This is a genomic window from Actinomycetospora sp. TBRC 11914, from assembly GCF_012933465.1.
In the GTDB taxonomy this organism is placed as follows: domain Bacteria; phylum Actinomycetota; class Actinomycetes; order Mycobacteriales; family Pseudonocardiaceae; genus Actinomycetospora.
Map to the genome: position 1 here is coordinate 218,192 of NZ_JABBND010000006.1, position 14,354 is coordinate 232,545.

Consider the following 14,354-nt stretch of genomic DNA (forward strand, 5'->3'; position numbering starts at 1 on the left):
GCTCGCCCTGCCGGTTCCCGGGCGAGGGTGCCCGCCGGGCGGGTCGACCCGAGGGGCACACCACGCAGCCCCGACGGCCGGCGGACCTGCCCCACGTGCTCCTGATCAAGCGCCTGGGGCCGAGTCAGGCGAAGGCCCGGTCCCCCGGGTTGATCGGCCGCGGGAGGACGTCGCGGCCGGTCAGCGTGGTGTCCACGCCCGCCGCGGCCGAGCGGCCCTCGGCGATCGCCCACACGATGAGCGACTGCCCGCGGCCCGCGTCGCCGGCGACGAACACGCCCGGCACCGTGGTCTGGTACGAGGCGTCCCGGTGCACGTTGCCGCGGTCGTCGTACTCCACGCCCAGCGCGTCGAGCAGGCCCTCCTTCTGCGGCCCGAGGAAGCCCATCGCGAGGAACACCAGGTCGGCCGGGAGCTCCCGGGCGGAGTCCTCCACCGGCTCGAACTTCCCGCCGACCCGCTGCACGTCCACCAGCTGCAGCGCCCGCAGGTTGCCGTGCTCGTCGCCCCGGAACTCCTCGGTGTTCACCGAGAACAGCCGCTCGCCGCCCTCCTCGTGGGCCGAGGACACCCGGAAGATCGCCGGGTAGGTCGGCCACGGGTTCGACGCGGGCCGCTCCGACGGCGGGATCGGCATGATCTCGAGCTGGGTGACCGACGCGGCCCCCTGGCGGTGGGCGGTGCCGACGCAGTCCGCGCCGGTGTCGCCGCCGCCGATGACGACGACGTGCTTGCCCTCGGCGTCGATGTCCGAGCGCGCGTAGTCGCCCTGCTGCACCCGGTTCGACGGTGGCAGGTACTCCATCGCCTGGTGGATGCCGGCGAGCTCCCGCCCGGGGATGGGCAGGTCGCGCCACGCGGTGGCCCCGACGGCGAGGACGACGGCGTCGAAGCGCGCCCGCAGCTCCTCCACCGAGAGGTCGTGCTCGCCCGAGCCGCCGACCTCCACACCGGCGACGAAGTGCGTGCCCTCGGCCGCCATCTGCTCGAGGCGGCGGTCGAGCCGGCGCTTCTCCATCTTGAACTCGGGGATGCCGTAGCGCAGCAGCCCGCCGATGCGGTCGGCCCGCTCGTACACCGTGACGTCGTGGCCGGCGCGGGTGAGCTGCTGGGCGGCGGCGAGCCCGCTCGGGCCGGACCCGATGACGGCGACCGAGAACCCGGTCCTCGTCTCCGGCGGCTCGGGGCGGACCCAGCCCTCCTCCCAGGCGCGGTCGATGATCTCGATCTCGACCTGCTTGATCGTCACCGGGTCGGAGTTGATCCCGAGCACGCACGCCGCCTCGCAGGGCGCCGGGCACAGCGTCCCGGTGAACTCCGGGAAGTTGTTGGTGGCGTGCAGGCGCTCGATCGCCTCGGACCAGTCGTCGCGCCACACCAGGTCGTTCCACTCCGGGATCATGTTCCCGAGCGGGCAGCCCTGGTGGCAGAACGGGATGCCGCAGTCCATGCAGCGCCCGGCCTGCTTGCGGAGCGTGGTCTCGTTGAACTCCTCGTAGACCTCGTGCCAGTCGCGCAGGCGCAGGTCGACGGGCCGGCGACGCGGCAGCTCGCGGCCGGTGGTGAGGAATCCGCGGGGGTCAGCCACGAGCGGCCTCCATGATCGCGTCGTTCACGTCCCGCCCGTCGCGCTCGGCGTCGGCGGTGGCTTCGAGGACCCGCTTGAAGTCCACCGGCATCACCTTGGTGAACCGCAGCGCGGCGGCCTCCCAGTCGGTGAGGAGCTGGTGGGCCACGGCGGACCCGGTGGCGTCGTAGTGCTTCTCGACGAGCACCCGCAGCTCGTCCAGGGAGGCGGCGTCGGGCACCTCGAGCTCCACCATCTGGTGGTTCACGCGGGCCTCGCAGAGATCGAGCACGTAGGCCACGCCGCCCGACATGCCGGCGGCGAAGTTCCGGCCGGTCGGGCCGAGGATCACCGCGCGGCCGCCGGTCATGTACTCGCAGCCGTGGTCGCCGACGCCCTCGACCACCGCGTGCGCCCCGGAGTTGCGCACGCAGAACCGCTCGCCGACCTTCCCGCGCAGGAAGAGCTCGCCGGCGGTGGCGCCGTAGGCGATGACGTTGCCCGCGACGATGTTGTCCTCCGCGGTCAGCTGCGCCTCCGGGTGCGGGCGCACGGTGATCCGCCCTCCGGAGAGGCCCTTGCCGCAGTAGTCGTTGGTGTCGCCGACCAGGCGCAGGGTCACGCCCCGCGGCAGGAACGCGCCGAACGACTGCCCGCCGGAGCCGGTGAAGGTGACGTCGATGGTGTCGTCGGGGAGGCCCTTGCCGCCCCACCGCTTGGTCACCTCGGAGCCGAGCATCGTCCCGACGGTGCGGTTCACGTTGCGCACCGGCAGCTCGAGGCGCACCGGCGAGCCGTCGGCGAGCGCGCCCTCGGCCAGCTGGATCAGCGTGTGGTCCAGCGCCTTCTCCAGCCCGTGGTCCTGGGTCTTCGACTGGTGCAGCGTCTGCCCGGCGAAGTTCTCCGGGATCTCGGGGCGGTGCAGGATCGGCCCCAGGTCGAGGCCCTCGGCCTTCCAGTGCGACTCGGCGGCCCGGGTGTCGAGCACCTCGGTGTGCCCGATCGCCTCCGCCAGCGTCCGGAAGCCCAGCGCCGCCAGGTGCTCGCGCACCTCCTGGGCGATGAACTCCATGAACGCCACGACGTAGTCGGCCTTGCCGGTGAACTTGGCGCGCAGCGCCGGGTTCTGGGTCGCGACGCCGACCGGGCAGGTGTCGAGGTGGCAGACCCGCATCATGATGCAGCCGCTCACCACCAGGGGGGCGGTGGCGAAGCCGAACTCCTCGGCGCCGAGCAGCGCGGCGATCATGACGTCGCGGCCGGTCTTCAGCTGCCCGTCGGTCTGCACGACGATGCGGTCGCGCAGCCCGTTGAGCAGCAGCGTCTGCTGGGTCTCGGCCAGGCCCAGCTCCCAGGGCCCGCCCGCGTGCTTGATCGACGAGAGCGGCGACGCGCCGGTCCCGCCGTCGTGGCCGGAGATGAGCACGACGTCGGCCTTGGCCTTCGAGACGCCGGCGGCGACGGTGCCGACCCCGACCTGGGACACCAGCTTGACGTGGACCCGCGCCGCCGGGTTGGCGTTCTTGAGGTCGTGGATGAGCTGGGCGATGTCCTCGATCGAGTAGATGTCGTGGTGCGGCGGCGGGCTGATCAGGCCCACGCCCGGCGTCGAGAACCGGGTCTTCGCGATCCACGGGTAGACCTTGTGGCCGGGCAGCTGCCCGCCCTCGCCGGGCTTCGCGCCCTGCGCGATCTTGATCTGGATGTCGTCGGCGTTGACCAGGTACTCGCTGGTGACGCCGAACCGTCCGGACGCGACCTGCTTGACCGCGGAGCGCCGCGAGTCGCCGTTCGCGTCGCGGGTGAAGCGGTCGGGGTCCTCGCCGCCCTCGCCGGTGTTGGAGCGCCCGCCGAGCCGGTTCATCGCGATCGCGAGGACCTCGTGCATCTCCTGGGAGATCGACCCGTAGGAGATGGCGCCGGTGCCGAACCGCTTCACGATCTCGGAGACCGGCTCGACCTCCTCGATCGGCACCGGGGTCCGCTCCTTGAAGCCGAACAGCCCGCGCAGCGTCAGCAGCGACGAGCTCTGCTCGTCGACCGCCGCCGTGTACTCCTTGAAGACGTCGTAGCTCTGCGTCCGGGTGGAGTGCTGCAGCTTGAACACGGTGTGCGGGTTGAAGACGTGCAGCTCGCCCTCGCGGCGCCACTGGTACTCCCCGCCCACCGCGAGCTCGCGGTGGGCGGCGCGCACCCCGTCGGCCGGCCACGCCAGCCGGTGGCGGACCGCGACCTCCTCGGCGAGGACGTCGTAGCCGATGCCGCCCAGCCGCGAGGTGGTGCCGGCGAAGCAGTCGGCGATGACCTGCTCCCCGAGCCCGACGGCCTCGAAGATCTGCGCGCCGATGTAGGACGCGACCGTCGAGACGCCCATCTTGCTCATCACCTTGCGCACGCCCTTGGCCAGCGCCTCGACGACGTTGCGGGTGGCGGTGGGCACGCCGACGCCGGTGATGACGCCGCGGTCGATGAGGTCGGCGACGGAGTCGAGCGCCAGGTAGGGGTTCACGGCGGAGGCGCCGTAGCCCAGCAGCAGCGACACGTGGTGGGTCTCGCGCACGTCGCCGGCCTCGACGACGAGGTCGACCTGGGTGCGCGTCTTCTCCCGCACCAGGTGCTGGTGCACCGCGCCGGTCAGCAGCAGCGACGGGATCGGGGCGCGCTCGGCGTCGGAGTTGCGGTCCGAGAGCACGATGACGCGGGCCCCGTCGGCGACCGCCGCCGAGACCTCCTCGCGGATCTCGGCGAGGCGCCCGGCGAGTGCCTCGCCCCCGCCGGCGACGCGGTAGAGCCCGGACACCACGTGCGGGGCGAACCCGGGCAGGTTGCCGTCGTCGTTGATGCCGACGAGCTGGGCCAGCTCGTCGTCGTCGATGACCGGCAGCGGCAGCACCACGCGGCGGCAGGAGGCCGGGGAGACCTCGAGCAGGTTGGTCTCCGAGCCCAGCGAGACCTGCAGCGAGGTGACGAGCTCCTCGCGATAGGCGTCCAGCGGTGGGTTGGTGACCTGCGCGAAGAGCTGGGTGAAGTAGTCGAACAGCGACCGGCTGCGGGACGAGAACGCCGCGAGCGGCGCGTCGTTGCCCATCGACCCGGTGGCCTCGCCCTGGCCGACGGCCATCGGGCGCAGCAGCAGCGTCAGCTCCTCGCCGGTGTAGCCGAAGGTCTGCTGGCGGCGGACGAGCACGTCGTGGTCGAACGGCACGCGCTCCCGCGCGGGGAGGTCGGCCAGGTCGAGCATCCCGGCGTGCAGCCACTCGTCGTAGGGGTGCTCGGCGGCGAGCTCGCCCTTGATCTCGTCGTCGTCGACGATGCGGCGCCCGACGGTGTCGACGAGGAACATGCGGCCCGGCTCGAGGCGGCCCTTGCGGACGATCGTGGCCGGGTCGAGGTCGAGGACGCCGACCTCCGACCCGAGGACGACGAGGCCGTCCTCGGTGACCCAGTACCGCGCCGGGCGCAGCCCGTTGCGGTCGAGGACCGCGCCGATCACGGAGCCGTCGGTGAACGCGGCGAGCGCCGGGCCGTCCCAGGCCTCCATGATCGTCGAGTGGTAGCGGTAGAACGCCCGCCGCGCCGGGTCCATCTCGGTGTGGTTCTCCCACGCCTCCGGGATCATCATCAGCACCGCGTGCGGCAGCGAGCGGCCCGCGAGGTGCAGCAGCTCGAGCACCTCGTCGAAGCTCGCGGAGTCGCTCGCGTCCGGGGTGACGACCGGGAAGATCCGGTCGAGGTCCTGCTCGGTGAAGCCGGCCGGGGTGAAGGCCCGGGTGGCGAGCATCGACTCGCGCGCGGTCATCCAGTTGCGGTTGCCGCGCAGGGTGTTGATCTCGCCGTTGTGCGCCAGGTAGCGGTACGGGTGCGCGAGGCTCCAGGCCGGGAACGTGTTCGTCGAGAACCGGCTGTGGACCAGGGCGATCGAGCTCGTGGCGCGCTCGTCGCGCAGATCGGAGTAGAACGGCGCGAGCTGCTCCTCGGCGAGCATGCCCTTGTAGACGATCGTCCGGCCGGACAGGCTCGGGAAGTACGTGTCGCAGCCGGCCGCGCGGGTCTCGTGCTCGACGCGCTTGCGCAGCGCGAAGGCGCGGCGCTCGAGGGTCAGGACGATGCCCGCCTCGTCGTCGCCGGCGTTGGGGGTGTCGACGACGGTCGTGACCTCGTCGGGCAGGCCCACGAACAGCTGGGCGAAGCGGGGCATCGCCGCGCGGGCGGCCGGGCCGATGCCCGCCGCGTCGGGGTCGGTCGGCAGCTCGCGCCACGCGAGGACGTGGAGGCCCTCCTCGCCGGCGAGGCGCTCGACGATGCCGCGGGCCTCGGCGGCCGCGGACTCCTCCGTCGGGAGGAAGGTGGTGCCGGCCGCGTAGCGCCCCACCGGGGGCAGCTCGACGCCCTGCTCGGCGAGCACGGGGCGGAAGAGGCCGTCCGGGAGCTGGATGAGGATCCCCGCGCCGTCGCCGGTCGCGTGCTCGGCACCGCGGGCGCCGCGGTGCTCGAGGTTGATCAGGGCGGTCAGGCCCTTGGCGACGATGTCGTGCTCGCGCCGGCCCGCGATGTCGGCGACGAACGAGACGCCGCAGGCGTCGTGCTCGTACGCGGGGTCGTAGAGCCCCTGCGGGCCCGGGCGCTGCGAACCGCGCGGGCCGTGCGTGCTGGTGCCGGTGGCGGTGGTGGCCACGTGCCCCTCCCGTCGTCGACGAAGGTGGTGTGCCGTTCCGCGGCGACGTGCACCCGGGTGGCCGAGCGGCGTGTGCGGAGGGCGGTGGGTCGGTGTGGTTCCGGCGGGCGACCGGTGCTCGGCGGGCAGCGGCCCGGGCCGCCGCCCGGTGTGGGCTGGGAAGAGGGGGTGGGCCGGAGCGGGAGTCGGGGGACGGCGTCCCGGGGGTCGGGCCGGAGGCTCGTCCGCCGGCCCGGGGCGGACTCTCCGTGGTGTGGTCCGAAGCAACCTGACGTTAACGGTGCCGGAGCCCCTGCGCACGACCCCCGCCGTGATCGGGAACGTGCTGATCGCCACGTCGCGGCAACGCGGACGTCGCCCGTGGCTCCCGCGCGACACCCACGGGTGACCTCGTCGTCACCCTGGGTGGTGCGGCGCCCGCGGACCCCGCCGGCGCTGTCTCCGGCCGCGGGTGCGCGCTCTCCGCGCCCGGCGACCGCTCCCCGCGCACCGCCGGTCCGCACCGCAGCCCGATCTGCGGGGACCGACGGGTATCGGGGTCCTGGTGTCGGGGTATGCCCTTATGGTGTCGAACGCCTGTTCGACCGCACGGGACGTTCCCGACGCCTGGGCGCCGCGGGACGTCTGTGGCGCCTCGACGCGAGGCGTTCACCCGTGCGAGCAGTACCACCCACGACGGCCACGACCTCGGGAGCCATCATGAGCGAGACCGACACGCGCGACAGTCTGCCGTCCGACACGCCGTCGGGCCAAGACCCTCGTGGTCACACGGCCGACACGCGCCCGTCGAACGACGCGCCGGATCCGCACGCGGTGAAGACGCAGGACGGCGGATCCGCCGCCGAGAAGGACCCGGCGCACTGGGTCACGGGGGACGAACCGATGACCGGGCCGCAGGCCAGCTACCTCGAGACCCTCGCCCACCAGGCGGGCGAGGAGGTCCCCGAGGGGCTCACCAAGGCGCAGGCCTCGGACGAGATCGAGCGCCTGCAGGCCTCGGGATCGGACCCGGCGGGGAACCCCGACCGGCAGGAGCGGCCCACCGACCAGTGGGTCACCGGGGAGGAGCCGATGACCGGGCCGCAGGCGAGCTACCTGGAGACCCTGGCCCAGCAGGCCGGCGAGGAGCCACCGAAGGACCTCACGAAGTCGCAGGCGTCGCGGGCGATCGACGAGCTGCAGGGCAAGGCCCGCGGGTGAGACACGTCTGGCCGCCGGGCGGCCCGCCCGGCGAGCTGGACCGGGCCGCGCTCGCGGAGGTCTACGCGTACCCGGCCCATCCGGCGCGGCCGTTCGTCCGCGTCAACTTCGTCGCGAGCGCCGACGGCGCCGTGGCGGACGCGGCGAGCGGCCTCTCCGGCGGGCTGGCGGCCCCCGGGGACCGCCAGGTGTTCGGGCTGCTGCGCGAGCTGGCCGACGTCGTCCTCGCCGGCGCGGGCACCGTGCGGACCGAGGGCTACCGCGGCGTCCGGACCACCCCCGGGCGCCGGGCCCGCCGCCGGGCGCGGGGGCAGGCGGAGGTCCCGCCGGTGGCCGTGGTGACGACGACGGCGTCGGCGATCGGTCCCGACGACGCCCTGCTCACCGACACCGCGGTCCCCCCGCTGCTGCTCACCACCGCGTCCGCGGCGGAGCAGGCGCGTCGCCGGCTGGGCGGGGCCGCCGAGGTGGTGGCGCTCGGGGAGGACGACGTGGCGCCGGCGGCGGCGCTGGGCGCGCTGGCCGACCGCGGCCTGCACCGCGTGCTCTGCGAGGGCGGGCCGACGCTGTTCGGCGCGTTCGCCGCGGCCGGCCTGGTCGACGAGCTGTGCCTGAGCCTCGCCCCGCAGCTCGCCGGGGCCGGGCCGGGCCGGATCCTCGACGGACCGGCCGGCGGCGGCCCCCCGACGCCGCTGCGCCTGGCCTCGGCGGTCGCCCACGACGACGCGCTGCTGCTCCGGTACCGGACGGCCCGGGGGGACGCGGCGGACCCGCCATGACCGGAACAGGGTCCGTGGACCCTGGCGCCGCCGGCGCGCCACCGCCCACCCTCCGGCGCAGGACCGCGGTCGACCCGCCCCGCGGCACGGCCGACGGGTCTCATTAGTCCGTTCGAGTGATGTGCCGTGACGATCCCGCGGCGGGCGGAGTCCTACGGGTAGTCGGCCGCCCGCGAGGGCGACATAACCGACGGGCACCGTCCGTCCCCACCGCGCGAAGGAGCGCCTCATGACGTCCGCCTCGGACTCCCCCGTGACCAGCACGCCGGCGACGGCCCCCCGCACCGGCGGCGCCAACCCGTCCCGGCTCGCCGACGACTCGGGCCAGGGCAAGACCACGATCGCCTCCGGCGTCGTGCAGAAGATCGCCGGCATCGCCGCCCGCGAGGTCTCCGGCGTGTACTCGATGGGCGGCGGCGTCTCGCGGGCCTTCGGCGCGATCCGCGAGCGCATCCCCGGCGGCACCGGCACCTCGCAGGCCGCGGGGGTGCAGGTCGAGGTCGGCGAGAAGCAGGCCGCGATCGACCTCGACATCATCGTCGAGTACGGCGCCGGGATCGTCGAGCTGGCCCGGGCGGTGCGCCGCAACGTGATCGCCGCCGTCGAGCAGATGACCGGTCTCGAGGTGATCGAGGTCAACATCGCGGTCAACGACATCCACATGCCCGGCGACGACAACGACTCCGGGGAGCCGGCGCCGGCACCGACCTCGCGCGTCGAGTGACGGCCGACGGACCGGGCACGGTGCCGGCGGCGGCCGCGGGCGTGCGGGCCACCGCCCCGCACGACCGGACGGCGCCCGGCCGGGGCCCGCTCTCGGAGCGGGTCGCGGCCGCGCTGCTGGCCCACCCCGACGTGGTGCGGCTCAGCCCCGGCCCCTACGGCGCGATCGCGACCTACCTGCCGGGCAAGCGCCTGGAGGGGGTCGTGCTCGGCGAGGGCGAGGAGCCGACCCGGATCGGGGTGGTCCTGCGCCTCGGCGCCCCGGTGCACGCGACCGCGGACGTGCTGCGCGGCCTCGTCGCCGCGCAGACCGGCGCGCGCCGGGTCGACGTGGTCGTCGCCGACGTCGAGCCGGGGAGCCGGGTCCGGTGACCGACGCCGCGCGGTTCCGGACCTTCGCCCGCCGTCACCACCCGGACGTCGGGGGCGACCCGGAGGTCTTCCGCGCCGGGCTCGAGGCGTTCCGGGCGGGCCGCTCGCCGTTCGCCGCGGTCGGGGAGCCCGACCCGGGTCCCTCCCCCGACCGTCCCGCCCCCGGCGAGCCCCTCCCCCGCTGGACGATCGCCGACGACGACCCCCGCCTGGACGCGCCGGTCGTCGCGGTCTCGGGCCACGTCCTGCCCCGCACCCTGCGGGCCGGCCGGCGATGGCTCGGCCGCGCCCCGCTGGGCCACGTCCGCACGCGCCGCGTGGTCTGACGCCCCTCCACCCACCCCTCGCCCACCCACCCCTCGCCTGAGGAAGGTCCCTCCCATGAGTGCCACCACGGTCGGCTTGTTCGTCGGCCTCCTGCTGGGCGTCGCCGCCGCCGCGGGCGGTCTCGTCGGTTTCTTCATCGCCCTCGTCCTGGGCATCCTCGGGCTGGTCGTCGGGCGCGTGCTCGACGGCGAGCTCGACCTCACGCAGTTCACCGGCCGCGGCCGCGACCGATGAGCGAGCCGTCCCGCGACGACACCACCCCGGTGCCGGTCGTCGGCCCGGCCGCCCCGGCGGCGTCCGGGCCGGCCGCGGTCGACGAGCCCGCCGAGCGCGGCGCGCTCGAGATCGCGTTCTCGGTGGTGCGCCGCATCGCCGAGTACGCCGCGGACTCCACCGAGGGCACGGTGCGCACCGAGCGCCGCGTCGTCGGCGTCGGCCTCGGCGAGTCCGGGGCCACCGCGAAGGTCTCCGGCTACGGCGACCAGGTGGACCTGCGCCTCGAGGTCCCGCTCGCCTACCCCGCGCCGATCGCGCTGACCGTCGAGGCGGTCCGCGGGAACGTCCGCGAGCGCGTGGAGACCCTCACCGGCTACGGGGTGCGAGGGCTCGACGTCACCGTCTCCGCGCTCACCGTCCCGGCCGGTCCCCCGGCCCCCACCCGACGGACGGAGTGATCGTCGTGCGTTTCCTGCTGCGCCTGCTCTCCCCGCTGCTCGGGCTGGTGGTGGCCGCCGTCGGCGTCCTGCTGCTCCTCGAGGTGATCACGGCGTGGGTCGCACCGGCGTCGTCGCCGCTGGTCGTGCCGTGGCCGAGCTGGCGGTCCGCGCTCACCGAGGCCACCTGGTCGTCGGGCACCGTGCGGACCATCGCGATCGTGGTCGCGGTCGTCGGGTTCCTCGTGGTCCTGGTCGCGCTCGTCGCGCGCCGCCACGACGTCCGGCTCACCGACCCGGTCCCCGAGGTCACCGTCACCACCTCGCCGCGCTCGCTGGCCCGGGCCGTCGGCCACGAGGTCCGCTCGCAGGCCGACGTGGTGTCGGCGTCGGTGGTCGCGTCGTCGAACAAGGTCGTGGTCAAGGCCGGCACCCTCGACGAGCCCGACGTGGTCCGCCAGGCGATCCGCGAGCGGGTCGACGCCCTGTTCACCCGCCTCCCGCTCGCGCGCCGGCCGCGCGTGTCGATCTCCGTCGCCGCCACCAAGGGGGTCAAGTGAGCCGCCGTTCCCGCGCCGCGGTCGCGCGGTCCACCGCCTCCGACCGCACCCTCGTCCTGCTCTCCGGGCTCGTCCTGCTCGCCGTCGGCGTCCTCGTCGTGCTCCTCGGCCAGGGGGTCTTCGGGACCTACCGGGCGCAGCGCCCGCTCATCGACCCCGAGATCACCGGGTGGATCAGCGCGAACGCGACCGCCGCCCGCTGGATCGCGATCGGTGTCGGCGTGGTGCTGCTGGTGCTCGGCCTGATCTGGGCGCTGCGCTCGCTGCGCCCCGAGCCGCGGCCCGACGTCCTGCTCTCCGACGTCCCCGGCGCACGGCTGTCCGTGGAGCACTCCGCGATCGCGGACGCCGTGCGGGCCGACGCGGAGACGATCACCGGGGTGAGCCGGGCGCGGGTCAGGCTGGTCGGCGACGAGCGGCGGCCCGCGATGCGGCTGGTCCTGTGGCTGGTCGAGGACGCCGACGTCCGCGACGTGTGGGCCGAGGTCGACGGGCGGGTGCTCGCCCGCGCCCGGAGCGCCTTCGGGGTCGACGCGATCCCCACCGCCGTGCGCATCGAGCTCGACGCGGCGGCCTCCAAGGCCCCGCGCGTGCTCTGACCCGGACCGGCCTGGGCCAGACTGGTCGCCGTGGACCTGCCCGTGATGCCGCCGGTGCTGCCGATGCTGGCGAAGCCCGTGAAGTCCGTGCCGGAGGGCCAGCACTACGAGCCCAAGTGGGACGGGTTCCGCGCCATCGTCTTCCGCGACGGTGACGAGGTGGAGATCGGCAGCCGCAACACCAAGCCGATGACCCGGTACTTCCCCGAGGTCGTCCAGGCGCTGCGCGAGCACCTGCCGCCGCGCTGCGTCGTCGACGGCGAGATCATCGTCGCGAGCCCCGACGGGAAGGGCCTCGACTTCGAGGCCCTCCAGCAGCGCATCCACCCCGCCGTCTCGCGGGTGACCCTGCTCGCGAAGGAGACGCCCGCGAGCATGGTCGCCTTCGACCTGCTCGCCCTCGGCGACGACGACCTCACCGCGCGGCCGTTCGCCGAGCGCCGCGCGGCCCTCGAGGACGCGCTGGGACCGGCGGGCCGGCCCCCGGTGCACGTCACCCCGATGACGTCGGACGTCGACGAGGCCCGGGAGTGGTTCGTGCGCTTCGAGGGCGCCGGGCTCGACGGGCTCATCGCCAAGAAGGGCGATCTGCGCTACCAGCCCGACAAGCGCGTGATGAGCAAGATCAAGCACGAGCGGACGGCGGACTGCGTCGTCGCCGGGTACCGGGTGCACAAGTCGGGGCCCGACGCGCTCGGCTCGCTGCTGCTGGGGCTGTACACCGCCGACGGGACGCTGGCCTCGGTCGGCGTCGTCGGCGCCTTCACCATGGCCCGGCGGCGGGAGCTCTTCGCCGAGCTGCAGCCGCTCGTCACCGACTTCGGGAACCACCCGTGGAACTGGGCCGCCCACGAGGCCGGGGAGCGCACGCCGCGCAAGAACGAGACCAGCCGCTGGAACGCCGGCAAGGACCTCTCGTTCACGCCGCTGCGCCCGGAGCGGGTGGTCGAGGTGCGCTACGACTACCTGGAGGGCGAGCGGTTCCGCCACACCACGCAGTTCGTGCGCTGGCGCCCGGACCGCGACCCGGAGTCGTGCACCTACGACCAGCTCGAGCGTCCGGTCAGCTTCGACCTCGCCGAGATCCTCACGCCCGACGCGCGCTGAGCGCCCCTGACCGTCCGGGGCCTGCCTCACCGTGGTACGACCGGCACCCGGTCACCATCCGTGCCGCCCCGTCACCGTCGCTCCCGCCAGGAAGGCCCACCATCCGCCCCGCGCCCCCTCGCCCCGCCCACGGTCGCCGGGCGGCCACGGTCGCCGCGGTGCTCGCCGTGGCGACGAGCCTGCTCGTGCTGGCGGGCTGCGCGGTCGGGCCCTCGCAGCGCCCGCCCGTCGCCACGGTGAACAGCGACGCCCCGTCGGCACCACCGGCGAGCTCGACGGCGGCACCCCCGCCGCCGTCCGCGCTGCCACCGCTGGTGCCGTCCTCGCCGACGCTCGACTTCACCGACTGCACCGGCGCGGTGCTCGCCGGCCTCGGTGGGCCGGCCGCGCTCGGCGGGCGCGACGTGCGCACCGGCTGCGCGACGGTGCCGGTGGGCGGCGGCTTCGCGGCGGGGTCGTCGGCGTCGGCGGCGCAGGTCGACGTCACCCGCGTGACGATCGGCCCGGCCCCGACCACCCCGACGGTGCCGATCGCGGTGCTCGGCGACCCCGGCCGCCGGACCGGCACCGAGGCCGCCGTCCGGCTCGCGGCCCAGGGGCCCGCCGATCTGCTGGCCGGGCGGACCCTCTACGGCGTCGACGTGCGCGGCAGCTCCGGGACCGCGATCGACTGCATCACCCCCACCACGCGGGCCGCCCTCGACGACGCCGACCCGGCGGCGGCCGACCCGGCCGCCCTCACCCCGCTCGCGACCGCGGCGGGCAGCGCCGCCCGCACGTGCTCGCAGCTGCTCGAGGACTCGCTCACCGACTTCACGACGGCGACCGACGCCGACGACCTCGAGGAGGTCCGGCAGGCGCTCGGCGCCACGCGCCTGAACGCGGTCGGGCTCGGTGGCGGGGCGTCCACCCTCGCCCAGTGGGCCCAGGCGCACCCCGGCGCGCAGGGCCGGCTCGTCCTCGACGCGCTGCCCGACCCGACCGCCACCGAGCCGGTCGCCTCCGACCAGCGGGCGGCCGCGGCGAACGCCGGGCTCGACGCGTTCGCCACCGCCTGCGTCGCGAACGGCAACTGCCCCCTCGGGGCGGACCCGCGGGGCGCGGTCACCGACCTGGTGCGCCGGCTGCACACCGCTCCCCTGCCCGCCGCGGCGGACGCGACGGGCCCCGTCGCGGGCCGCGCGGTGACCGCGGGGACCGTCGTGACCGTGCTGGTGGACTCGCTCGGCGACCCCGGCTCGTGGTCGGCCCTCGCCGCCGCGCTGGCCGCCGCCCGCGCCGGCGACCCCTCCGGGGTCCTGGGCCTGGCCGAGGCCCACGAGGGCACGGGCGACGGGATCGGCAGCGGCGGCTCCGGCAGCGCCGCGGCCTCGCAGGCGGCCCCGGACCCGGGGTACGACCTCGGGCTCGTCCAGACCTGCAACGACGACGCCGACCGGGCCACCGTCGACCAGGTCGCCGCGGCCGCCCGCCGCTCCGCCACCGCGGACCCCGTGTTCGGCGGATGGTTCGCGCAGCGGGCGCTGACCTGCGCCTCGTGGCCGGTGCCGACCCAGGCGCCGGCCCCCCTGGCCGGCACGGCCACCCCGACCCTGCTGCTCGGGACCGCCTCCGACCCGCAGGTGCCGCTGGCACAGAGCCAGCGTGTCGCCGCGGGCATGCAGGGGTCGGTGCTGGTGTCGTGGCTCGGCGCCGGGCACGGCGCGTACCCGGGGACCCCCTGCATCGCGGGAGTGGTCGACGACTTCCTGGTCGGCGGCGAGATCCCCCGTGAGGAGACCGTCTGCCCGCC

Annotated in this window: 13 protein-coding genes; 11 read left to right on the forward strand and 2 right to left on the reverse strand. The window is 75.2% G+C overall.

The window, feature by feature from the left end:
* Positions 1-124 precede the first annotated feature (124 nt).
* A complete protein-coding gene (locus tag HH311_RS12880) occupies positions 125-1,588 on the reverse strand; it encodes a glutamate synthase subunit beta (protein ID WP_169184051.1) in 1,464 nt (487 codons plus the stop codon).
* Complete coding sequence (gltB, locus tag HH311_RS12885; RefSeq protein ID WP_169184052.1) at positions 1,581-6,242, reverse strand: glutamate synthase large subunit; 4,662 nt, start codon at positions 6,240-6,242, stop codon at positions 1,581-1,583. The genes HH311_RS12880 and gltB overlap by 8 nt, the downstream gene beginning before the upstream one ends.
* Positions 6,243-6,941: 699 nt before the next feature.
* On the opposite strand from gltB, the gene HH311_RS33705 reads away from it, so the two are divergent.
* The 11 genes from HH311_RS33705 to HH311_RS12940 form a co-directional block, all read left to right on the forward strand.
* Positions 6,942-7,442: a DUF3072 domain-containing protein gene (locus HH311_RS33705; RefSeq protein ID WP_169184053.1), complete on the forward strand. Its 501-nt coding sequence runs from the start codon at positions 6,942-6,944 to the stop codon at positions 7,440-7,442.
* Positions 7,439-8,221: a pyrimidine reductase family protein gene (locus tag HH311_RS12895; RefSeq protein WP_169184054.1), complete on the forward strand. Its 783-nt coding sequence runs from the start codon at positions 7,439-7,441 to the stop codon at positions 8,219-8,221. Before HH311_RS33705 ends, HH311_RS12895 begins: the two co-directional genes overlap by 4 nt.
* A 229-nt stretch (positions 8,222-8,450) precedes the next feature.
* Positions 8,451-8,945, forward strand: a complete 495-nt coding sequence (locus HH311_RS12900) for an Asp23/Gls24 family envelope stress response protein (RefSeq protein WP_169184055.1) — start codon at positions 8,451-8,453, stop codon at positions 8,943-8,945.
* Positions 8,942-9,316 (forward strand): hypothetical protein, encoded by a 375-nt coding sequence (locus HH311_RS12905; protein WP_169184056.1) that lies wholly within the window; start codon positions 8,942-8,944, stop codon positions 9,314-9,316. The genes HH311_RS12900 and HH311_RS12905 overlap by 4 nt, the downstream gene beginning before the upstream one ends.
* Complete coding sequence (locus tag HH311_RS12910) at positions 9,313-9,642, forward strand: hypothetical protein (protein ID WP_169184057.1); 330 nt, start codon at positions 9,313-9,315, stop codon at positions 9,640-9,642. The genes HH311_RS12905 and HH311_RS12910 overlap by 4 nt, the downstream gene beginning before the upstream one ends.
* 55 nt (positions 9,643-9,697) lie before the next feature.
* Positions 9,698-9,877, forward strand: a complete 180-nt coding sequence (locus HH311_RS12915; protein ID WP_169184058.1) for a hypothetical protein — start codon at positions 9,698-9,700, stop codon at positions 9,875-9,877.
* The gene (locus HH311_RS12920) at positions 9,874-10,317 is read left to right on the forward strand and encodes an Asp23/Gls24 family envelope stress response protein (RefSeq protein ID WP_169184059.1); all 444 of its coding nucleotides are present in this window, start codon (positions 9,874-9,876) and stop codon (positions 10,315-10,317) included. Before HH311_RS12915 ends, HH311_RS12920 begins: the two co-directional genes overlap by 4 nt.
* Positions 10,318-10,322: 5 nt before the next feature.
* A complete protein-coding gene (locus HH311_RS12925; RefSeq protein ID WP_169184060.1) occupies positions 10,323-10,856 on the forward strand; it encodes a DUF6286 domain-containing protein in 534 nt (177 codons plus the stop codon).
* Entirely contained in the window at positions 10,853-11,455 is a 603-nt protein-coding gene (gene amaP, locus HH311_RS12930) for an alkaline shock response membrane anchor protein AmaP (protein WP_169184061.1), read from the forward strand. Before HH311_RS12925 ends, amaP begins: the two co-directional genes overlap by 4 nt.
* Positions 11,456-11,485: 30 nt before the next feature.
* Positions 11,486-12,562: an ATP-dependent DNA ligase gene (locus tag HH311_RS12935; protein WP_169184062.1), complete on the forward strand. Its 1,077-nt coding sequence runs from the start codon at positions 11,486-11,488 to the stop codon at positions 12,560-12,562.
* Between the two features lie 158 nt (positions 12,563-12,720).
* Positions 12,721-14,354 (forward strand): alpha/beta hydrolase (locus HH311_RS12940; RefSeq protein ID WP_169184063.1); only part of this gene is annotated, 1,634 nt, incomplete at its 3' end.

Bases quoted from the DNA above. Each gene is read 5' to 3' on its own strand.
- HH311_RS12920 (WP_169184059.1), top strand. From the start codon at position 9,874: ATGAGCGAGCCGTCCCGCGACGACACCACCCCGGTGCCGGTCGTCGGC.
- HH311_RS12900 (WP_169184055.1), top strand. From the start codon at position 8,451: ATGACGTCCGCCTCGGACTCCCCCGTGACCAGCACGCCGGCGACGGCC.
- HH311_RS12915 (WP_169184058.1), top strand. From the start codon at position 9,698: ATGAGTGCCACCACGGTCGGCTTGTTCGTCGGCCTCCTGCTGGGCGTC.
- HH311_RS33705 (WP_169184053.1), top strand. From the start codon at position 6,942: ATGAGCGAGACCGACACGCGCGACAGTCTGCCGTCCGACACGCCGTCG.